Here is a 20,493-nt window from a genome sequence, read left to right as displayed (position 1 = left end):
AATGCCGAAGGCAGCTGCCTAAATCAAGTACCGGCTCGATGAGCCGTCCAGCCCCTGCCAGGAGAGACACCGTGGACAAAGAATCCAAGCGTGAAGACCTCGACCACAAGCCGGAAAATGCCGGCAAGGTGGGTGAGCAACACAAGCGCGCCAACCAACAGGGCGAAAAGGCCCGCAGCCCGTCCGACGAAGGCCAGAGCAAGCCGGTCGGTTGAAGCAACCCTGGGCAGCCCCGCGCGCTGGGGCTGCCGCTATGTGTGCTCGGTGGACAGCCGCTATACAGGTTCCGCCAGTGCGCTTTGCAGATAGGTTGCAGTGCGACTGGCGCTGACCTTGGCCACGTCTTCCGGGCGCCCGGCTGCGACGACTTTACCGCCTTCGTCACCGGCCTTCGGGCCGATGTCGATCACCCAGTCCGCCTGCGCTACCACGCGCATGTCGTGCTCCACCACGATCACGCTGTTGCCGGCATCCACCAGATGATTGAGTTGCTGCATCAGCCGGTCGACGTCGCTGGGGTGCAGCCCCGTGGTCGGCTCATCGAGCACGTAAAGCGTGGCGCCCCGCTGGTTGCGCTGCAGCTCGGTAGCCAATTTGATGCGCTGTGCTTCACCGCCGGACAGTTCGGTGGCCGGTTGGCCCAGGCGCAGGTAACCCAGGCCGATGTCACGCAGCACGGTCAATGGCCGCAGCACTGCCGGCTGTTCGGCGAACACCTCGCACGCCTGGTGGACCGTGAGCTGCAACACGTCGGCAATGCTGCGGCCTTGCCATTTTACCGCCAGGGTCTTGGGGCTGTAGCGCGCGCCATGGCAGGTCGGGCAGGGGCTGAACACGCTGGGCATGAACAGCAGCTCGACGCTGACGAAGCCTTCGCCTTCACACTCAGGGCAACGTCCCTTGGCCACGTTGAAAGAAAACTGCCCGGCATCGAAACCGTGCCGCTGCGCATCGGGGGTGGCCGCGAACAGCTTGCGCACGGCGTCGAACAGCCCGGTGTAGGTGGCCAGGTTCGAACGCGGCGTACGACCGATAGGCTTCTGGTCGACCTGCACCAGGCGCTTGATGCTGTGCATGCCTTCGACGATATACCCCGATTCGGTCTGCGGTACGGCGTCTTCGAGCACGTCCTCGACGTCTTCGCGAGCCTGGCCCAGATGCTCGCCCACCAGTTCCAGCAGCACCTGGCTGACCAGGCTCGATTTGCCCGAGCCGGAAATCCCGGTAACGGCCGTGAAGCACTGCAGGGGAAAGTCGGCAGCGACTTTGTGCAGATTGTTGCGGCTGACGTCGGCCAGCTTCAGCCAGCTTGCGGTAGGCCGACGCGGGCGCGGCAGCGGCACGGCGCTGCCGTACAGGTAGGCACGGGTCTGCGACGCGTCGACCTGGGCCAGCCCTTTGGGCGGTCCGCTGTAGAGCACCTTGCCGCCTTGCTCGCCCGCCAGTGGCCCGACATCCACCACCCAGTCGGCGCGGCTCATGGTGTCCAGGTCGTGTTCGACCACGAACAATGAATTGCCTGCCGCTTTCAGCCCTTGCAGGGCGGCGTGCAACGATTCGCCATCGGCGGGGTGCAGGCCGGCGGTCGGTTCGTCCAGCACATAGACCACGCCGAATAGCTGCGAGCCCAGCTGGGTGGCCAGGCGCAAGCGCTGCAGCTCGCCCGAGGACAAGGTGGGCGTACTGCGCTCCAGCGCCAGGTAGCCCAGACCAAGGTCGATCAGGGTGTTCAGGCGACCCAGCAGGTTCTGCGCAAGCTGCTCGGCGGCCATGCGCTTCTCTTCACTGAGCTTCTTGCCGACTTGCTTGCCATCTGCCACCGGCTTGAGTTTCTGCGCCAGCTGGGTGAGCGGCAGTCGCGAGAACTCACCAATGTCCAGCCCGGCAAATGTCACGCTCAGTGCTTCCGGCTTGAGCCGCTTGCCGGCGCAGACCTCGCACGCGGCACCGATCATGAACTGGCTGACGCGCTTTTTCATCAGCGCGCTTTGCGAGTGGGTGAAGGTGTGCAGCACATAGCGCCGTGCGCCGGTGAAGGTGCCCTGGTAGCTGGGCTCCAGCTTGCGCTTTAGCGCGTCGCGGGTCTGCGCCGGGGTCATCCCGCCGTACACCGGCACCGTCGGGGTTTCCTCGGTGAAGAGAATCCAGTCGCGCTGCTTTTTCGGCAGGTCACGCCACGGCACGTCGACGTCGTAGCCCAGGGTCACGAGGATGTCGCGCTGGTTCTGGCCCTGCCAGGCTGGCGGCCAGGACGCGACCGCGCGCTGGCGAATGGTCAAGCTGTCGTCGGGCACCATGGTTTTTTCGGTGACCTCGTACACCCGGCCCAGGCCGTGGCAATGCGGGCATGCCCCCTGTGGCGTATTGGCCGAGAAATCTTCGGCGTAGAGCATGGCCTGGCCAGGCGGATAGGCGCCGGCCCGCGAATAGAGCATCCGTACCAGGCTGCCCAGGGTGGTGACGCTGCCCACCGACGAGCGTGTGCTCGGCGTGCCGCGCTGCTGCTGCAAAGCCACGGCCGGCGGCAGCCCCTCGATGCTGTCGACATCGGGCACCCCGACCTGATCGATCAGGCGCCGGGCGTAGGGCGCCACCGATTCGAAATAGCGCCGCTGGGCTTCGGCGTACAGGGTGCCGAAGGCGAGAGACGACTTGCCCGAGCCCGACACCCCGGTGAACACCACCAGGGCATCGCGGGGTATATCGACGTCGACGTTCTTGAGGTTGTGTTCGCGCGCGCCGCGCACTTGGACGTAGCCGCTGGGAGCGGTAGGTTTCATGAAAAGCCTTGGAATGTATGAGCGTTGCTATAACCGACCGCAGTGGCCGCGCACAATTCCGGTGGTCGTTGCAGCGCTCGCTCAGGCCGCCGCCACCAGCCGCTCCAGGAACGTGGCCAGGGCCACTTCTTCCAGGCGCAGCCCTTTGCGCTGACGCGGCTTGGGCAACTTGGCCAGCTCACCCATGACGAAATGCTCCAGCACCTTGGGGTGGATGTAGCACTTGCGACACACCGTGGGGGTATTGCCCAGCTGCCTCGCCACGGCCTTGACCATGTCGACGATGTGCTGTTTGGCATCGGGTTCGGGCTGCCAGTGCAGCTCGCGCAGCATGGCCAGCGCCAGCGCGCTGCCGGCCCAGGTGCGGTAGTCCTTGGCGGTGAAATGCGCGCCGGTGATCTGGTGCAGATAGGCGTTCACGTCATGGGAGCTGACGCTATGGCGTTCACCATGCTCGTCCAGGTACTGGAACAGGTTCTGCCCAGGCAGCTCCATGCAGCGCTTGACGATGGTGGCCAGCCGACGGTCCTTCACCGTCACGGCGTGTTCGACGCCACTTTTGCCGCGAAACTGGAACGCGATGGTATGCCCCTTGACCTCCACGTGCTTGTTGCGCAGCGTGGTCAGTCCATAGGACTTGTTGTCCCGGGCGTACTGGCTGTTGCCAACCCGGATCAGCGTGTTGTCGAGCAGCGAGACCACCGCGGCCATCACCTTGTTGCGGTCCAGGCCCGGCGCAGCCAGATGTGCTTCCAGCTGCCGGCGCACCTTGGGCAGCATCTTGCCGAACTCGATCATGCGCGAATACTTGTCTTCGTCGCGCACCTCGCGCCAGCGCGGGTGATAGCGGTACTGCTTGCGGCCGCGGGCATCGCGCCCGGTGGCCTGCAAATGGCCTTGGGGGTCGGCGCAGATCCACACATCGGTATAGGCCGGTGGAATCACCAGTGCATTGATGCGCTTGATCTCGTCGGCATCGGTGATGCGCTCGCCGCTGGCATCGAAGTAGGCAAATTTGCCGCGCAGGGTCTTGCGGCGCAACCCTGGCTGGTTGTCGTCCACGTAATGCAGGTCTGGCGGGAGTACAACGGTCTGAAGGTCGTCTTCGATGTCAGGCATGGCTCGGCTCAGTGAAGGTACTTAGCCTTGTAGACAGTAGGAATCTTTCGCCGTGCAGTCAGACAGATCGCCCGTATTGTCAGACTCGTCACTTCATCGGTCAGACCTGTCTGACAGCCAAGCCAGCGAGGCTTCGGGACAATGTCGCCCATCGAGTTGAACGCCGCTCAGCCGTGAACGCTGCGGCCAATTCGATCCATCGTCCCTATGCCCAAGCTGGAGAAGTCCCCATGAAGAAAATCTACGCCGCGTTCCCATTGGCATGTTGTCTGGCCAGCCCGGTGTGGGCTGCCGATCAAATCGAAAAGCAGGTCACGGTGACCGCAACGGTTCCCACCGCTGCCTTCTTCGTCGAGCCCATCGGCGGCAACTGGATGAACGACCCACAGGACATGGCCTACAACTCGTTCACCAAGACCTTCGCACCGATCCGCAAGCAGCTGCAGGCCAAGAACACCGCCGCCGGCGGTATCAGCGCCAAACTGATGCGCCCGGCGGTGATCGTCAGCGGTGCCGACCAGATCCCTCTCACCGTGTCGGTAGGCGGCAAGAGCCTGAACCACACCACTGCGCAGCTGGTGGTCACCCAGGCCGATGCCCAGGCCGGCAACGGCGCCGTGGTGGACTTCCAGATCGCCTCGGCACTGGCGGCCGGTACCGCACCGAACGCAGGCAACTACCAGGGTGAAGTGAACATGATGTTCGAGCCCGGTCCAGTCGTTGCGCCCTGACCCGGGATAGACCCCACCACCCACGCGCTTCCTGGCCATCCACTCGTGCTGGGCCGCGAAGCGCGTTCACGAAAAGACCTGCATGTTCAAGACTACCTCATTGGCCAACGCCATCGGTGTGGCGCTAGGCGCGGGCTGGCTGCTGCTCGGACCCGTGCCGACGCACGCCGCCAACACGCCGCCTGCCCTGGGGATCCTCGGCCAGGCCCAGGGCCTGCCGGCAGATTTCGCCGAGCATTTCTTCGATGTCCCGCTGGCGGTGCGTGTCGATCTGGACGGCCGCCTGCTGGGCGAGGCGCTGGTGGTGCTCGGCCGTGACGACACGCTGCAGTGGCTCGAGTACACCGATACCAGCGAAAGCCGGGAGACCCCGGTGGTACGGCAACGCTGGGCACAACGGTTGAGCGAGGGCGTGAGTCTGGGCAGCTGCACGACACAGTGCACCGATGGCTTGGTGGCCGTGCATTACAGCCTGGTCAACTCGCAGCTCTCGTTGCTGACGCGCGCCGTCGAGCAGACCACCGATGTCCAGCGCTACCATGCCTTGCCCGAGCAGGCCGAGCATGGTCTGATCCTGCGCAACCAGCTCAACCTCAGCCAGGCAGGCGATGAAACCGTTGGCCGCTACGCCGTGCAGGGGGTGGGCAGTGTCGGCGACTGGAGCACTCAGGCCAACCTGCAGATGGACAAGACCAATTTTCATGGCCTGCGCCATCGCGTGGACCAGCTCTATGCCGAACGCATCGAGCGCGATCGTTTCCTGCGCCTGGGGTATTTCGACCCGGTCGCCCAAGGCCTGATACGCCAGCCGCGGTTGATGGGCAGCACGGCGCAAACCGCCTTGGGGGTCATGCTCGGCAGCAGCGACACGCTGTACATCGACAATGGCACAACCAGTACCACGCCCATCTATGTCACGCCCAGCCGGCCCGGTACGGTCGAGATCTACCGCAATGGCCAGCTGATCAACACCCAGGCGGTGCAGCCGGGCCTGCAGACCCTGGACACACGGGTATTGCCCGGTGGCATCTATGCGGTGGAAGTGCGCTTGCTGGAGGACGGCCAGGTGACGTCGCGCAGCAACGAATTCGTGTACAAGCCCAGTGCCTGGCGCAACCCGGAACAGCGCTGGCGCTACAACGCCTACGTGGGTCGGCAGAGCACGCTGTTCAGTAACTGGGAGCAAGACCCGAACGGCGGGCTGGCTGCCGGTGTGATGACTAACTACCTGATGCATCCAAGGGCAATCGTGGGGCTTTCGGCGCAGCAGGTCGATACGCAGACGCAAGTGGGCACGTCATTGGACTGGGATGCCCTGGACCGCCTCAAGCTGTATGGCAACCTGTACCGCACCGACCGTCGCGGCAATGGCTACGACCTGCAGGGCGTGTGGAGCCATGGCTCGGGCAATGTGGTGCTCAACCACAACCGTGCCTGGCTGCACCCCCAGCGCGAACGCGGCGACAGCTACTACGTGGACCGCCGCGAGCCCGCTCGGCTCACCACCCAGACCTCGCTGTCGGTCAGCCATCGGCTCACCCGCAACAGCACGCTCACCGCCCGGCTCAGCCGAACCGACGGGATTGAAGCCGGCAATGCACTGGACCTGGGCTGGGCACGTTATGGCCAGTTCATGGGCACCGACGCCAACTGGCGAGTTTCGCTGTTCGACCGTCCCGGCACCGCCAGCACCGACGACCAGCGCAACCGCGGTATCAACCTCACGCTCAGCATGGCGCTGGGTGGGCCGGGCAAGCGCTTGTCTGCCAGCCTGGGCACCCGCACCGGGCGCGACGGCGAACGCGATCGCAATGCCTCGCTCAGCTACCAGCAGGACATGGGGCAAGGCACGCTGCGTACCTTGGGCGGGACCCTCAATGCCGACCGCTACGGCACCGGGCTGGGGGTCAACGCGGGGTTCCAGAACAGCGCCCTGTACGGCGATGCGTTTGCGCTCAGTTCGTCCTACAACGGCCAATTGTCTTCGGGCCTGAACATTGAAAGCACCTTGGCGCTGGGTGATGGCAAGGCTGCGTTCAGTGGTGAAGTCATGCCCCACGACGCCAGCCTGATCGTCGACCTGGAGTCGGACGTCCCCGGGCTCGAGCTGCGTGCCGATGACCACCTGGGCGGCGCTGCGCTGCTGCGTCCCGGGCGCAACGTGCTGCCGGTGGGTGCCTATCGCGCTGGTCACGTGCAGCTGGGCTTCGACAAGCAGGACCACCTGGCGGCCGACATCCAGCCGCCGACCCTGGACTACCACCTCAACAAAGGCGCGGTGCAGTACCGCCAGTTGAAGGTGGTGCGTACCGTCACCGTACTGGGTCGGGTCGTCGACCACGAGGGCAGGGCACTGAAAGGGGCGCAGGTGATCAACCATGCCAGCCGCAGCGTGACCGAAGCCGATGGCTTCTTCGCACTGGAAATGAGCGAGAGCAATCCGACCCTGGAGATCCGCCAGGGCGGCGTCCAGCGCTGCCTGCTGACCCTCGACACCCACACCAGCAAGCGCGAGCAGGATGTGCTGCTGCTGGGTGATCTTGCATGCGTCGCCGAGGGCGTTGCCGCCCTGACGACACCGAAACCGACAGGAGAGGCCGGATGAACGGCATTGTCGCAAAACATCGGCCACGTGCCCTGCTGGCCTGGGCCCTGATGGTTCTGGCTGCACCTGCGTGGGCTGCCGACGTTGTGCTTTCTGCTGTCTACGACGCTACACAGCAGGGCTTCAGGACCACCACACCGGTTGCGCGTTTCTGCTCGCGATTTCCTGGGATGTGTCTCTCAAGCGCATCGGCTAATTTGCCTATCACGTATCGCAAGGGCACCGAGCATTCGGCGCCCGACGTCCGCGACCAGTTCTATATCCGCATGCCTACGCCGGTGACGGTACAGCTGCGCAATCAGGTAGGCGATACGCATGATGTGGTGTTCACCACGACACGCCATAGCCACCACACGCGGACCTCACCAGACGGCCCTCCCAACACCACCCCGCACAACAGTAGTTGCGCCATCAACGCCGTGGCATCGGATACCACCTGGGCGGCTGCGCTCTGGCGGCTGCGCAGCACCACCAGCGGCGCCGGTTGCTATTCGAGCAGTCACCGAGGCAGTCCCGGAGACTTGCGCAGCAGTAGGGTCACCGAGTTCGGCATCCTCTATACCCTTCAAACCCCTTCGCCATTCAGAATGAAGAACGGCCGCTACACCGGTGAAGTCACCTTCACCGTGGGCAACGGCGGGCAGATCGACCTGGGCAACCAGGTGACCGAACTCAACGACGACACCCTCACCATCAAGTTCCAGCTCGACGTGCAGCACCCCTTCATCGTGGAAACCCCGCCCGGTTCCGAGCTGGCCGTGCTCGAACCGCAGGGCGGCTGGTTGAACTGGAGCGGCGGCTCGCGGACGCCACCGCGCCTGTACCGCGACCACCCCCTGCGACTGTGGTCGGCGGGCCCGTTCAAGGTGCATACCCTGTGTGAATTTCCCATGGCTGGCCAGTGTGCGATCCGCAACCCCGGCGACGACCACCGGGTGCCCGTGGAGGTCGCTCTGTCTCTGCCCAGCGGCGCCGAGCACAACGGCGCACCGGCGCGGCGAGTTGCGCTGCCGGTGGAGGCGGTGAACGCCCTGGAGTTCGACGCCCAGGCACCGCTGCTCAATCGCCCGGGCATGCTGCATTACCAGGTGGTGCAGCCTTACGTCGCGCAGATGATGCAGCGCGCCGGAGCTCGTTATGAAGGCTGGGTGCGGATCGTCTTCGATGCACAACTGTAAACAAGGAGATCCAACCCATGCACAAGACCCTGGGGGCATTGGCCCTGATGATGGCCAGTAGCGCCGTGCTCGCCGGCCCCGAGCTCAATATCGGCGCCTTCTACGACTACCTGGAGGGCCCGCGCAGTACCTTGGTCAAGCGCGTGCGCAACGGCGGCGATGCCACCGCATTCGTCAAGGTCGAAGTGGTTGAAATCATTCATCGCCCGGGCCAGCCCGATCTGGAGCGATCCCTGGAAGGCTTGCCCGTGGCCGAACGGCCCTTGATCGCCAGCCCGGCGCGGTTGATCGTGCCGGCCAACGGCATGCAAAGCGTGCGCTTGCTGCACCGCGGCGAGCGCCAGCAGGAACGCTACTTTCGCGTGCGCTTCATGCCAGTGATGCCCACCGGCAACGACGACTTCGCCATGACCGACCAGCAGGCGCAGCAGTATCGCGAGTCACTGCGAGCCGGCGTGCAGGTGCTTTCCGGTTACGGTGCGTTGCTCTTCGTACAGCCGCAGGACACCCGGTACGCCACCGATATCCGTGAAACCCCCGGCAGCCTTCAGGTGCGCAATGACGGCAACGCCACCATCGTGATGGACCACTTCAACGACTGCGATCGCAGCGGCAAAAGCTGCGCAACCGCCACCCTGCATCACGTACTGCCCGGCCTGGAACGGCGTTTCGACAAGCAACCGGGGCGCACCTACAGCTTCGAGCTGATCGAGGGTCAGGCGCGGCGAAAGGTGATCAGTGAAGGGTAGGGTGCACACAGTCGGAAACGCCCTGCGCACACTGGAGCATCTACCTACATCGCAAGCGGAAAAGTCCGGATTTGTGCCACTGGCCGATGCGCTATACAACACTCACCCACTCCAAGGAGGTGTTCCATGCGCAAGGCATTGATCGTGGATGACCATCCGTTTATCCGCGCCAGTGTCAGGACGCTGCTGGCTCAGGAGCTGCAGTACCAGGTCATCGAAAGCGGCAACAGCACCGACGCGGTGCGGTTGTATCGCGACGAGCGGCCGGACCTGGTCATCCTCGACCTGTCGATGCCCGGTCTCGACGGCTTCGATGTGCTCAGGCGCATGAGGGAATCGACCTCGCCGGGCAAGATCATCGTGCTCACCTCCATGCCTCCCGGCTACTACTCGATGCGCAGCATGAAAGCCGGTGCGACCGCTTTCGTCTCCAAATCCGATGCGCTCGACCAACTGCGCAAGGCAATCGCCGCGGTGCAATCGGGATACACCTATTTTCCGGACTGCACCGACGTGTCCCTGGGCCGCGTGGACAGTGACAGCACCGAGGCGGCACGAATCTCCAGCCTCACCGACCGCGAGATTCTGGTGCTGGTGAACCTGGCCAAAGGCCTGTGCAATCAGGACATCGCCCACACCATGCTACTCAGCCACAAGACCGTCAGCACCTACAAGATGCGCATGATGCGCAAGCTGCGGCTCAACTCGGTGATGGAAATGACGGACCTGGCCAGGCGTCATGAATTGATCTGAGCCCCGTGCCGAAACGGTCGGCTCCGTAGGAGATTTCGCCGAAAGCTTGGGAAATGTCCGGCTTCAATGTCATCCCGGCGCGGCAATACTGCCGCCGCCGAACAAGGAGGGCGACACGGGCACGGACATCCTACGGTGTGCGGGAAAATTTCCTTCAGGTATCCCGGAACCTTCCCATCGCTAATTCAGAATTTGACGACCGACTTCGGCCTGAATTTACGGAACACTCCTACGGTAGATAGCCTCGTCTGCGCTTGACAGCTGTCTCCTGATCCAGAACCAACAGAGTCGATGCAGAACGCTGCAAAGGAAGCCCGCGCCGGGCATGCAAGCGCCGTCCCGCGCTCACGCACTCAGGAGAAAGACATGCGTACAGCACTGATAATCGATGATCACCCGTTCATTCGATCGAGCGTCAAACTCTTGCTCAAACAGGAACGCTTCAGCGTGGTGGCGGAGGCCCAGGACGGTGTCGACGGAGTCCTGATGGCAAAGACTCACCAACCCGACCTGATCGTCCTGGATATTTCCCTTCCCGGGCTTGACGGCATGGAAGTCATCGCCAGAATCAAGGAGCTGGGAACCAGCAGCCGGATCGTCATTCTCACTTCCCAGGCCGCCGAGCACTTCTCCCTGCGCTGCATGAAGCTGGGCGCCATGGGCTATGTGTCCAAGCGTGATGACCTCAACGAGCTGCGCAAGGCGGTGACGGCCATCGGCTCCGGGTTCACCTATTTTCCGGTCGTGGCTTTCAGCTCGGTGCGCAGCAGTGACGGGCTGGGCAGCGAAACCGAATGCATTGCGCGTCTGACCAATCGCGAGCTGACCATCCTCCAGCACCTGGCTCGCGGGCTGAGCAACAAGGCCATCGGCGAATTGATGCTGCTGAGCAACAAGACCGTGAGCACCTACAAGTTCCGCCTGATGGACAAGCTGCAGATGAGCTCGCTGGTGGAACTGGCCGAGCTCGCCAAACGTAACTTCCTGGTGTGATGAGCCTGATCGCGTGGGTCGGCCGCAGCACTCGCTGGGTGCTGGTGTGGCTGGCCGGCACAGCACTCGCCCATGCCCAGCTGCTGCCGTTGCACGGACGCTCGCAGCCCGAGCCGGCCTGGTTCGAGCGGTTGCACATGCAACTGGCCGACCGCGACCGACAGTGGCTGCGCGCACGACGCGTTTTGCGCGTCGCCGTGAGCCGTCCGGACTACGGCCCTTTCGACCTTTCCGCCAATGGCGGCAGCTATGAGGGAATCAGCGCCGACTACCTGGCGCTGGTGGCTCGGCTGCTCGAACTGGATGTCGAGGTGCAGGCCTATCCTTCCCGCGAGCTTGCGCTTGCCGCGCTCGAAGCGGGCGAGGTGCAAGTGTTGGGCACCACCAGCCGCCGTGAAGCATTGCGCCACGGCCTGCTGCTTTCCGACGCCTACATACAGGATCGGCCCGTGCTCGCCATGCGACCCGGCCAGTCGCTCGACGCGACTGCGCCGCTGCGCGTTGCCCTGGTGCGCGATCACGTCGCGGCGAGCGAGGTCCGCGAACGCTTTCCGGAGGCCCAGCTGCAATTGCATCCGACACCCTCGAACGCCCTGGCAGCGGTGGCCTATCAGCAGGCCGATCTGTTCGTCGGTGGCGCGCTGGCGGTGTTCCACCAGGCCGACGGCAGCCAGCTGCCCGGCCTGCGCCTGCAATCGGCCGAGGGCATTGGCGGCAATGCTTTCGGCTTCGCCGTGAACCCACGCGATGCGCGTCTGCTGCGCCTGCTCGACAAGGCCCTGGCGGTGGTGCCCGACGAGGCCCGGGCGGCCATCGCCCGGCGCTGGAGCGTCGAGCGCCCGCGCGTGGCGGAACCGGCCGCAATGCCCCTGACCGCCACGCAGCGCCAATGGCTGGCCGGGCGTACCGAACTGCGGGTGCTGATGGATCCGCGCTTCGTGCCGGTCAGCTACCGTGACGATCAGGGCCGCTTCGCCGGCGTGGCCGCCGACGTGCTGCACCAGATCGCGCGGCGCACCGGGCTCGCCATCGAGGTGATCGAAAGCACCTCGCTCACGCGCATGAGCGAAATGATCGAGCGCGGCGAGGCCGATCTGATCGCCGCGATGATTCCCAGCCCGGAGCGCCAGACTCGCCTGGCGTTCAGCCGCGGCTACCTGAGCAGCTCCCCGGTGCTGGTCACGCGCGAGGGCGGGCGCGGGCCGGTTTCGCTGGAACAATCGGCGGGCAAGCGGGTGGTGCTGGTGGAGGGCAGCCTGCTGCATGAGTGGCTGCAGGAACACTACCCCTCGATCAACCGCCTGCGCGCCGCAAGCTCCGCCGAGGCCCTGGCCATGCTCGACCGCGGTCAGGCCGACGCGGCGGTGCTGCCATTGATCGCGGCGCGCTACATGATCGCGCGGCAGTACCGTGGTCGGCTGCGCGTCAGCGCGGCGCTGCCGGTGGCGCCGGTACATTTCGCGTTCGCCGTCTCGCCCCGGGCCCAGGTGCTGCAGTCGATCCTCGACAGCGCCCTGCAGGACATTCCGCCGCCACACATGAGCGAGCTGACGCGCCATTGGCGCACCGAAATGATCGTCGCCGATGGTCTTTGGCAACGTTACCGCGGGGCCATCATCCAGGGGTTCGCCGCCGCCTCGCTATTGTTGCTGCTGGCACTGGGCTGGGTCAGCTACCTCAAGCGTCTGATCCGCCAGCGGGTCGATGCCGAACGGGCTCTGACCACACAGCTGGAGTTCATGCGGGTAATGATCGACGGCACACCCCATCCGATCTACATCCGAGATCGCCAGGCACGCCTGATCAACTGCAACACCAGTTACCTGCAAGCCTTGGGTGTGACCCGCGAGGCGATCCTGAACAAGCCGCTGACCGGCTATGGCCTGCTCGAAGAACGGCACGCCCAGTTGGCCCAGGACGCGTACCTGCAAGCCATGGAGCACGGCGAGCCAGTGGTCGAGGATCGCACGCTGACCTTGCCGTCGGGCGAGGTGCTGATCATTCACCACTGGATGCTGCCGTACCGCGGCGGCGACGGACGAATCCAGGGTCTGATCGCCGGGTGGGTCGACATCACCGAGCGCCAGCGCCTGTGCCAGGCGTACCGTGACGCCCAGGCGCAGGCCGAAGCGGCCAACCAGGCCAAGACCACTTTCCTGGCAACCATGAGCCATGAAATCCGCACCCCGATGAACGCCGTGCTGGGCATGCTCGAACTGGCCCTGAAGAAAGCCGAGCAGGGCATGCTCGACAAGCCTGCGCTGGAGGTTGCCTCGCAGTCGGCCAACGGTCTGCTGGCGCTGATCGGGGATATTCTCGATGTCACGCGCATCGAGGCCGGTCGCCTGGAACTGCTGCCGGCGCCGTGCCAGCTGGGGCAACTGGCCGGTGAAACCGTGGGGCTGTTCCAGGCCCAGGCGCGGGAGAAATACCTGCGGCTCAAGCTGGAGGTGCTCGGTGCCCCCGACACCTGGCTCAGCGTCGATCCGGTGCGGTTCAAGCAGATCATCGCCAACCTGCTGAGCAACGCCATCAAGTTCACCCGCGAGGGGCAGGTCTCGGTGGTGGTCGGGGTCTGGCCGCAGGCGCACGGCGCGCGGGTCGAACTGAGTGTGGAGGACAGCGGGCAGGGCATTGCCCAGGCCGACCTGTTGCGCCTGGGCGCGCCTTATCGACAGGCCGCCGGTGGCCGCGGCAGCCGCGTCGGTGCCGGTCTGGGCTTGAGTATCTGCCGCAGCCTGGCCGACCTGATGGGTGGCAGGCTGGAATTGCACAGTGTGCTTGGCTGCGGCACGCGGGTGCAGCTGCAGTTCGACGCGGTGCCTGGCGCGAACGCACCGCCGTCGGCCGCTCGCGAGCCTGCGCGCATTGACCTGCCGGCGTTGCAGGTGCTGGTGGTCGACGACTACCCCGCCAATCGGGTGCTGCTGGAGCGCCAACTGACTTTTCTCGGCCACCGCGTAACGGTAGCCGAGCACGGTGCCGCCGGGTTGCGCGCCTGGTTGCGCGGCGCCTACGACGTGGTCATCAGCGACTGCAACATGCCCGGCATCAATGGCTATCAGTTGGTCAAGGCGGTGCGTGAGCACGAACGGCGCAAGCATCAGGAACCGTGCCTGTTCCTCGGTTGTACGGCGAATGCCCAGATCAGCGAGCGCCGCCGTTGCCTGCAGCAAGGCATGGATGACTGCTTGTTCAAACCGTTGAGCCTGGAAACCCTGGCACTGCACCTGGACCCGCACCGCGCCCGTCGCATGCTCGGTGCGCCGGAAGACGACGTCGACCTGGGCAGTCTCGATCAGCTCACCGGCGGCGATGCCAGCCTGTTGCTGCGCCTGCTCGATGATCTGGCCGAGAGCAACCTGCAGGACCTCAAGCGCCTGCATTCGCTGTCTCAGCCCTACCAGACCGGCGAAGTCGCCGACCTGGTGCACCGGATCAAGGGCGGGGCCCGCATCGTTCGGGCGCGACGCCTGCTGGCGGCCTGCGAAGCCCTGGAACAGGCCTGCACGGCAAGCTCTTCGGTTGAGCGGATGCGGCGTGGCGTCGACGATCTGGCAGCGGCCATGGTTGGCCTCAATGACTACCTGGCACGGCACGGCACATCCGGCAAACCGTAGGAATTTTCCGATGCGTATTGGGAAATTGCCTGCATCCCGGTCATTGCACGGAGTTGAACATAGGCATGAAGAAACAGGGGAAGTGATCGTGTCAGACATCAAGCCAACGGTGTTACTCGTCGAAAGTCATGGGTTCCAGCGTGCGATCGCGGTGCAGATGCTCAGCCAGCTGGGTTGCTCGTGCGTGTACCAGGCGCAGACCAGCGAGCAGGCGCTGCAGTTGCTGCGCGAGCACCAGCCCATCGATGTGCTGGTGTGCAACGTCGACGTGCTGGGCGTGGGTGCATTGCGCATCATCCAGGAAGCGGTTACCCGCAAGCGTGTGCGCGCCGTGCTGATCGGCGGCGGGATCGAGCCGGAAGTGCGCACCGGGCTGTACCAGTGGGTATCGATGCTCGGCCTGGAGTACCTGGTCGACGCTGGCAGCCCGTTGGACTTCAACCGCTTGCAGCGATTCTTCGAGGCCTTGAACACGCCTCGCGGCGCGCTCGTGCCAGCGCCTGCGAAGGTGCGGATCGGGCGCGTGGAGGTGCAGGCGGCGATCGCTGGCGGCCAGTTCGAGGTGTGCTTCCTGCCGCGCTGCACGGTGGCCGACGGACGCATCCGCAGCGTCGACGCGCAACTGAGCTGGCAGCATCCACGGCATGGCCTGCTGGCCATGCCGCAGTTCTGCCCGGCGGTGGAGCGGGCCGGGCTGGGCAATGCGTTGCTGCTGTACATGGCCGAGCAGGCGGTCGAGGTGCAGCAGCAGCTTGCCCAAGCCGGATTGCAGGTGGGCCTGAGCCTGGGTATGCGGCTCGAACAGCTCGGTCACCAGCCGCTGATGAACGAGTTGCTGGGCATATTGCGTGGGCACCTGACCGGCAAGCACCGCGTGGCGCTGGAGCTCAGCCATGTCGGCCTGGCCCGGCCCAAGGCGGAATACCTGGAAACCCTGTTGCGCGTGCGGTTGATGGGCTGTGACCTGGGCATGCAGGGGTTCGGTTTCGGCGGTGCCTCGCTGCAGCGCCTGTGTCAGTGGCCGATCAACCAGCTGCGTCTGGCGTCACCCTTTCTGCTGGAAGCCCCGCACCAGTCGCGCCATTTGGCGGTGGTGCAGCACATGTCGGTCGCCGCGCGCACGTTGGGTATCGAACTGACGGTGGCGGGGGTGCAGAGTGCGGTGCATCATCTGCTGTTGTTCGACCTCGGCTGCCTGCGCGGACAGGGCGATTACTTCGCCAAGCCGCTGAGCGCCGACGCGCTGCGCGAACGTCTCCAGCAACCGAAAACGCTGCAACCGATACGCCGGGAGTAGCCCCGTCCGCGTGCGCGTGACCTGTAGCAGCGGCGCAAGCCGCGTCCGGGTGCGCTGCGGAGTGTCAGGTGGGTTGCGTGCGCCGATGACGCGGCTCGCGCCGCTGCTACAGGGGATCGCGGTCTGTAGCAGCGGCGCAAGCCGCGTCCGGGTGCGCTGCGGGGTGTCAGGTGGGTTGCGTGCGCCGATGACGCGGCTAGCGCCGCTGCTACAGGGGATCGCGGTCTGTAGCAGCGGCGCAAGCCGCGTCCGGGTGCGCTGCGGAGTGTCAGGTGGATCGCATGCGCCGATGACGCGGCTAGCGCCGCTGCTACAGGGGATCGCGGTCTGTAGCAGCGGCGCAAGCCGCGTCCGGGTGCGCTGCGGGGTGTCAGGTGGGTTGCGTGCGCCGATGACGCGGCTAGCGCCGCTGCTACAGGGGATCGCGGTCTGCAGCAGCGGCGCAAGCCGCGTCCGGGTGCGCTGCAGTGCTCAGGCCAATACCGCCACGGCCTTGATCTGCGCCCACGCCTGCAGGCCCGCCACCACCCCTAACTGATCCGCCGAATAACGGGTGATTCGCGCCAGGATCACTGTCTCGCCGGCGCGCAGACTCAGCTGCACGTGGGCCGGATTGTGCGCTGTCGACACCTGCTCGACGGTGACGGCGAAACGATTGAGGATGCTGCTGGCGTCGTCCGGGCTCAGGCTGAGGCTGACGTCACGGGCCTGGATCTTGACCCGCAGGCGGTCGCCAACCGTCCGAGGGGTATGGGCGACGCGCAGCGGTTCGACGGCCCCCGGCAGTTGCAGGGACAGCAGCTGATAGACCGGATCGTAGCCGCGGACCGTGGCCTGCACTACCACACCTGCGTCGGCTTCGCGCGCCATGGGCAGATCGAGGCGCTCCAGCGTCGGCCCCAGCGGCCCGCTGCCCAGCACGCGGCCCTCCTGCAGCACCACCAGATGGTCGGCCAGTCGCGCGACCTCATCCTGGGCATGGCTGACATACACCACGGGAATGTCCAGTTCGTCATGCAACCGTTCCAGATAGGGCAGGATCTCGGCCTTGCGGCGGCTGTCCAGCGCCGCCAGCGGCTCGTCCATCAGCAGCAGCCCGGGGCTGGTCAGCAGCGCGCGGGCGATGCCGACGCGCTGCCGTTCGCCGCCGGACAGGTTGGCCGGCTGGCGTTCCAGCAGATGTGCTATGCCAAGCAGGTCGCACGCCTGATCGAGCGCGACCTTGCGTTGACCAGGCTTGATCCGCCGCCAGCCGTATTCAAGATTGCCGCGCACCGACAGGTGCTCGAACAGGCTGGCTTCCTGGAATACATAGCCGAGCGCACGTTTGTGCGGCGCCAGGAAAATTCCCCTGGCGCTGTCCTGCCAGACCTCGCCATTGACTTCGATGCAGGCATCGGGCGCTTTCACCAACCCGGCCAGGCAGCGCAGGCAGGTGGTCTTGCCGGATCCGGAGTCACCGAACAGCGCGCTGACACCACGTCCGGGCAGTTGCAGGTCGACGTCCAGCGAAAACGCGCCATAGGTCATGTCGATACGGGCACGGATCATTCCATCAACTCCACGCCGAGCGCGATTGGCGGCCGCGGTGCAGCAACAGCAGCACGGCGAAGGAAAACACCAGCATGGCGCCGGCCAGCCAGTGCGCCTGGGTGTATTCCATGGCTTCGACATGGTCGAAGATCTGCACCGACACCACCCGCGTCTTGTCCGGTATGTTGCCGCCGATCATCAGCACCACGCCGAATTCACCCACAGTATGGGCAAAGCCGAGAATGCTGGCCGTGACGAAACCAGGCTTGGCCTGCGGCAGCACCACGGTGAAGAAACAATCCCAAGGGCTTGCACGCAAGGTCGCCGCCACTTCCAGAGGTCGCTCGCCGATGGCTTTGAAAGCGTTCTGCAGGGGCTGGACCACGAAAGGCATGGAGTAGATCACCGAACCGATCACCAGCCCGGTGAAGCTGAACACCACCGAGCCCAGACCCAGCGCTTGCGTTGCCTGGCCGATGAAACCGTGGGGGCCCAGCAGCAGCAACAGGTAGAAGCCGATGACCGTCGGCGGCAATACCAGGGGCAGGGCGACCACTGCGCCGACAGCACCGCGCCAGGGCGACGCGGTGCGCGCCAGCCACCAGGCGACGGGCGTACCGACCAGCAGCAGAATCACCGTGGTCAGGCTGGCCAGCTTCACCGTCAGCCAGATCGCACCCAGGTCGCTGGCGTCCAGCGGCATCAGATCTGGTAGCCGTACGACTTGATGATGGCCGCAGCTGCCGGGCCTTTCAGGTATTGCATGAGCGCCTTGGCGGCTTCGCTGTCACGACCTTTGTTGAGAATCACCGCGTCCTGCTTGATCGGATCATGCAAGGCGGCCGGGACGATCCAGGCCGATCCTTGTTCGACTTTGCCATCCTTGTAGATCTGCGACAGTGCCACGAAACCCAGCTCGGCATTGCCGGTCGAGACGAACTGGAAGGCCTGGGTGATGTTCTGCCCTTCGACCAGTTTGGGCTGGGTGGCCTGAGTCAGGTTCATCTTCGCCAACACCTGGGTCGCCGCCAGCCCGTAGGGTGCGGCCTTGGGGTTGGCGATGGACAGGTGCTGATAGCTGTTGCCCTTGAGCACGGCGCCTTCGGCGTCGACGTAGCCAGGCTTGGCCGACCACAGCGCCAGGGTGCCGGTGGCGTAGGTAAAGCGTGAGCCCGGAACGGTTTCCTGCTCGCTTTCCAGTTTTGCCGGGGTGCTGTCGTCGGCGGCCAGGAACACTTCGAACGGCGCGCCGTTCTTGATCTGGGTATAGAACTGGCCGGTCGAGCCATAGGCAGCGACGAGCTTGTGCCCGGTGTCGGCCTCGAAGGCTTTGGCGATGGCCTGTATGGGGGCGGTGAAATTGGCGGCGACAGCCACCTGTACCTCATCGGCGTACGCACTGTTGAGGGCCATGGCGGCGCCGAGGGCAAGCAGGCGGGTGGTGAACTTCATTGGACGGCGCTCTGTGGGAAAAAAGACTACCGTCATATAGCAAAATATATAGCGCTTTGCCAGTCCTGCACGCTGGTGTCCGCAGCCTGCGAGAAGTCCACTGACGAGATCAGCGTCAAGGCGTGTCAGGCCGACGCTCGCGTTCGAGCAGTTCGCGCTTGCGCTCGATACCCCAGCGGTATCCGGAAAGCCCACCGTCGGTGCGTACCACTCGATGACAGGGCACCGCCACGGCCAGGGCGTTCGCCGCGCAGGCCCCGGCCACCGCACGTACCGCGCTCGGCGCGCCGATGCTGGCCGCAACCTGCGCGTAGCTGGCGGTAGTGCCCGGTTCGATCTTGCCCAGTGCTTGCCATACCCGTTGCTGGAAAGCCGTGCCGCGAATGTCCAGGGGCAAGTCCAGACCCGCCCTCGGCGCCTCGATGAAGCCCAGCACCTTGGCCACGATCGCTTCGAAGTCTGAGTCGGCGCCTATCAGTGCTGCCTTGGGAAAGCGCCGTTGCAGATCATCGAGCAAGGCTTGCGGCTCGTCACCGAGCAGGATCGCGCACACACCGCGCTCGCTGCAGGCCACTAGCACCGCGCCCAGGCTGCATTGGGCAAGGGCGAAATGGATCGAAGCCTTGCTGCCCCCTTGGCGGAACGCCGCCGGGGTCATGCCGAGCATGCCGTTGGCGGCCTCGTAGAACCGCCCGGATGAATTGAAGCCGCTGGCGTACAGGGTTTCGGTGACGGATTTGCCCTGCTGAAGCTGCTCGCGGACCTTCTGCGCCCGTCGGGCACTGGCGTAGCTGCGCGGCGTCAGCCCGGTCACGGCCTTGAACACCCGGTGGAAGTGCCATGGGCTCAAGCCGGCCCGTTCGGCCAGCGCGCTCAACTCGGGCAGAGCGTCGCTGGCCTCGATCTGGCGGCAGGCGGCGGCAACCAGTTGGCTATGGTGAGCGGTAGGGGTGAGCATGGCGCGATTCCGTGGATCGTCGAAGCAGCCATGTTAGCCGTTGCTGCGGGCACTGACACTCCGCTGCTTGCGCTCAGCCAGCCTTGCGCAGGGTGAAGTTGATCCGTTGTGGGCCCATCACCGGGTGCACGCCTTCCTTGAGCGGCAGCACGCCGTGAAAGCGCAGACGGTCGACACCGCCCCATACCATTACATCGCCGTGCAGCAGAGGCACGCGCAGCGGGCGGTCGCTGCGCTGCAGGCCACCGAGCTGGAACATCGCCGCGAGGCCCAGTGAAACCGAAACGATGGGCGCGCCGTAGTCACGTTCATCGCGGTCCTGGTGCAGGGACATCCTGGCGCCGGGCACGTAGCGGTTGAGCAGGCAGGCATCGGGTATGAAATCATCGAAACCGGCCGCTGCCGCTGCTTCCCGAGCCAGCGTGCGCAGCACCTCGGGCAGCACCGGCCACGGGCGGCCGGTGAGAGGATCGTCGCTGACGTAGCGATATCCTCGCGCATCCGTGCTCCAACCGAACTGCCCGCAGTTGCTCAACGCCACCGACATGGTGTGCCCACCGGGCGTTTCCATGCGCCGAAACGGGGCTGCCTTGAGCACTTCGCGCAAGGCCGGCAGGATGTCGTCCAGCCAGGGCAGGGCGAAGCCACGCAGGACGAAGGTCTGCTCGCCCAGGGATTCGCGACGACTGGGTTGTTGTGGCTCATCGAACAGTGAGGACTGCACC

The 20,493-nt window shown here is 65.1% G+C and carries 16 protein-coding genes; 9 read left to right on the top strand and 7 right to left on the bottom strand.

Going from position 1 to position 20,493, the window contains the following annotated elements; all coding sequences use genetic code 11:
• The first annotated feature begins 71 nt into the window (after positions 1 to 71).
• The gene (locus tag IFT44_RS02775; RefSeq protein ID WP_163007541.1) at positions 72 to 215 is read left to right on the top strand and encodes a hypothetical protein; all 144 of its coding nucleotides are present in this window, start codon (positions 72 to 74) and stop codon (positions 213 to 215) included.
• Between the two features lie 60 nt (positions 216 to 275).
• Here IFT44_RS02775 and uvrA read toward each other — a convergent pair whose 3' ends face one another.
• A complete protein-coding gene (gene uvrA, locus IFT44_RS02770) occupies positions 276 to 2,780 on the bottom strand; it encodes an excinuclease ABC subunit UvrA (RefSeq protein WP_192175377.1) in 2,505 nt (834 codons plus the stop codon).
• Between the two features lie 81 nt (positions 2,781 to 2,861).
• The gene (locus IFT44_RS02765; protein WP_185793271.1) at positions 2,862 to 3,899 is read right to left on the bottom strand and encodes a DNA topoisomerase IB; all 1,038 of its coding nucleotides are present in this window, start codon (positions 3,897 to 3,899) and stop codon (positions 2,862 to 2,864) included.
• A gap of 230 nt (positions 3,900 to 4,129) precedes the next feature.
• Between IFT44_RS02765 and IFT44_RS02760 the strand changes: the two genes are divergently transcribed.
• The 8 genes from IFT44_RS02760 (at position 4,130) to IFT44_RS02725 (ending at position 15,825) form a co-directional block, all read left to right on the top strand.
• Positions 4,130 to 4,630: a CS1 type fimbrial major subunit gene (locus IFT44_RS02760; RefSeq protein ID WP_122477908.1), complete on the top strand. Its 501-nt coding sequence runs from the start codon at positions 4,130 to 4,132 to the stop codon at positions 4,628 to 4,630.
• 82 nt (positions 4,631 to 4,712) lie between these two features.
• Positions 4,713 to 7,235 carry a TcfC E-set like domain-containing protein gene (locus tag IFT44_RS02755; protein WP_192175376.1) on the top strand — a complete coding sequence of 841 codons (2,523 nt, stop codon included), beginning with the start codon at positions 4,713 to 4,715 and terminating at the stop codon, positions 7,233 to 7,235.
• A 197-nt stretch (positions 7,236 to 7,432) separates the two neighbouring features.
• Positions 7,433 to 8,413, top strand: coding sequence for a hypothetical protein (locus IFT44_RS02750; protein WP_192101939.1), 981 nt, complete (start codon positions 7,433 to 7,435; stop codon positions 8,411 to 8,413).
• A 17-nt stretch (positions 8,414 to 8,430) separates the two neighbouring features.
• Positions 8,431 to 9,162 carry a molecular chaperone gene (locus IFT44_RS02745; protein WP_122477911.1) on the top strand — a complete coding sequence of 244 codons (732 nt, stop codon included), beginning with the start codon at positions 8,431 to 8,433 and terminating at the stop codon, positions 9,160 to 9,162.
• Between the two features lie 126 nt (positions 9,163 to 9,288).
• Positions 9,289 to 9,915 carry a response regulator transcription factor gene (locus tag IFT44_RS02740; RefSeq protein WP_192175375.1) on the top strand — a complete coding sequence of 209 codons (627 nt, stop codon included), beginning with the start codon at positions 9,289 to 9,291 and terminating at the stop codon, positions 9,913 to 9,915.
• 366 nt (positions 9,916 to 10,281) lie between these two features.
• Positions 10,282 to 10,908, top strand: a complete 627-nt coding sequence (locus tag IFT44_RS02735) for a response regulator transcription factor (RefSeq protein WP_185793275.1) — start codon at positions 10,282 to 10,284, stop codon at positions 10,906 to 10,908.
• Complete coding sequence (locus IFT44_RS02730) at positions 10,908 to 14,528, top strand: transporter substrate-binding domain-containing protein (protein WP_192175374.1); 3,621 nt, start codon at positions 10,908 to 10,910, stop codon at positions 14,526 to 14,528. Before IFT44_RS02735 ends, IFT44_RS02730 begins: the two co-directional genes overlap by 1 nt.
• Before the next feature lie 88 nt (positions 14,529 to 14,616).
• Positions 14,617 to 15,825, top strand: coding sequence for an EAL domain-containing protein (locus IFT44_RS02725; RefSeq protein WP_163007560.1), 1,209 nt, complete (start codon positions 14,617 to 14,619; stop codon positions 15,823 to 15,825).
• A 471-nt stretch (positions 15,826 to 16,296) separates the two neighbouring features.
• On the opposite strand, the gene modC is transcribed toward IFT44_RS02725, so the two are convergent.
• The 5 genes from modC to alkB all read right to left on the bottom strand — a co-directional run bounded on the left by modC (position 16,297) and on the right by alkB (position 20,492).
• The gene (gene modC, locus IFT44_RS02720; RefSeq protein WP_192137217.1) at positions 16,297 to 17,376 is read right to left on the bottom strand and encodes a molybdenum ABC transporter ATP-binding protein; all 1,080 of its coding nucleotides are present in this window, start codon (positions 17,374 to 17,376) and stop codon (positions 16,297 to 16,299) included.
• 4 nt (positions 17,377 to 17,380) lie between these two features.
• Complete coding sequence (gene modB / locus IFT44_RS02715; RefSeq protein ID WP_192101943.1) at positions 17,381 to 18,061, bottom strand: molybdate ABC transporter permease subunit; 681 nt, start codon at positions 18,059 to 18,061, stop codon at positions 17,381 to 17,383.
• Entirely contained in the window at positions 18,061 to 18,810 is a 750-nt protein-coding gene (gene modA / locus IFT44_RS02710; protein WP_185793278.1) for a molybdate ABC transporter substrate-binding protein, read from the bottom strand. Before modA ends, modB begins: the two co-directional genes overlap by 1 nt.
• A gap of 115 nt (positions 18,811 to 18,925) precedes the next feature.
• On the bottom strand, positions 18,926 to 19,768 hold the full coding sequence (gene ada, locus IFT44_RS02705) for a bifunctional DNA-binding transcriptional regulator/O6-methylguanine-DNA methyltransferase Ada (protein WP_192175373.1): 843 nt from the start codon (positions 19,766 to 19,768) through the stop codon (positions 18,926 to 18,928).
• 73 nt (positions 19,769 to 19,841) lie between these two features.
• Positions 19,842 to 20,492, bottom strand: a complete 651-nt coding sequence (gene alkB / locus IFT44_RS02700; protein WP_192175372.1) for a DNA oxidative demethylase AlkB — start codon at positions 20,490 to 20,492, stop codon at positions 19,842 to 19,844.
• Position 20,493 lies beyond the last annotated feature (1 nt).

Origin of the sequence: Pseudomonas sp. CFBP 13710 (assembly GCF_014842235.1) — a bacterium.
Classification (GTDB): Bacteria; Pseudomonadota; Gammaproteobacteria; order Pseudomonadales; family Pseudomonadaceae; genus Aquipseudomonas; species Aquipseudomonas baltica.
Note: the sequence above shows the minus strand (reverse complement) of the source record. Positions and strands in the feature narration are given on the sequence as shown.

Coding starts and splice junctions, on each gene's coding strand:
- ada (WP_192175373.1), bottom strand. CDS start 19,768: ATGCTCACCCCTACCGCTCACCATAGCCAACTGGTTGCCGCCGCCTGC.
- IFT44_RS02760 (WP_122477908.1), top strand. CDS start 4,130: ATGAAGAAAATCTACGCCGCGTTCCCATTGGCATGTTGTCTGGCCAGC.
- IFT44_RS02735 (WP_185793275.1), top strand. CDS start 10,282: ATGCGTACAGCACTGATAATCGATGATCACCCGTTCATTCGATCGAGC.
- modC (WP_192137217.1), bottom strand. CDS start 17,376: ATGATCCGTGCCCGTATCGACATGACCTATGGCGCGTTTTCGCTGGAC.
- IFT44_RS02755 (WP_192175376.1), top strand. CDS start 4,713: ATGTTCAAGACTACCTCATTGGCCAACGCCATCGGTGTGGCGCTAGGC.
- IFT44_RS02765 (WP_185793271.1), bottom strand. CDS start 3,899: ATGCCTGACATCGAAGACGACCTTCAGACCGTTGTACTCCCGCCAGAC.
- IFT44_RS02730 (WP_192175374.1), top strand. CDS start 10,908: ATGAGCCTGATCGCGTGGGTCGGCCGCAGCACTCGCTGGGTGCTGGTG.
- IFT44_RS02745 (WP_122477911.1), top strand. CDS start 8,431: ATGCACAAGACCCTGGGGGCATTGGCCCTGATGATGGCCAGTAGCGCC.
- modA (WP_185793278.1), bottom strand. CDS start 18,810: ATGAAGTTCACCACCCGCCTGCTTGCCCTCGGCGCCGCCATGGCCCTC.
- IFT44_RS02740 (WP_192175375.1), top strand. CDS start 9,289: ATGCGCAAGGCATTGATCGTGGATGACCATCCGTTTATCCGCGCCAGT.
- uvrA (WP_192175377.1), bottom strand. CDS start 2,780: ATGAAACCTACCGCTCCCAGCGGCTACGTCCAAGTGCGCGGCGCGCGC.
- modB (WP_192101943.1), bottom strand. CDS start 18,061: ATGCCGCTGGACGCCAGCGACCTGGGTGCGATCTGGCTGACGGTGAAG.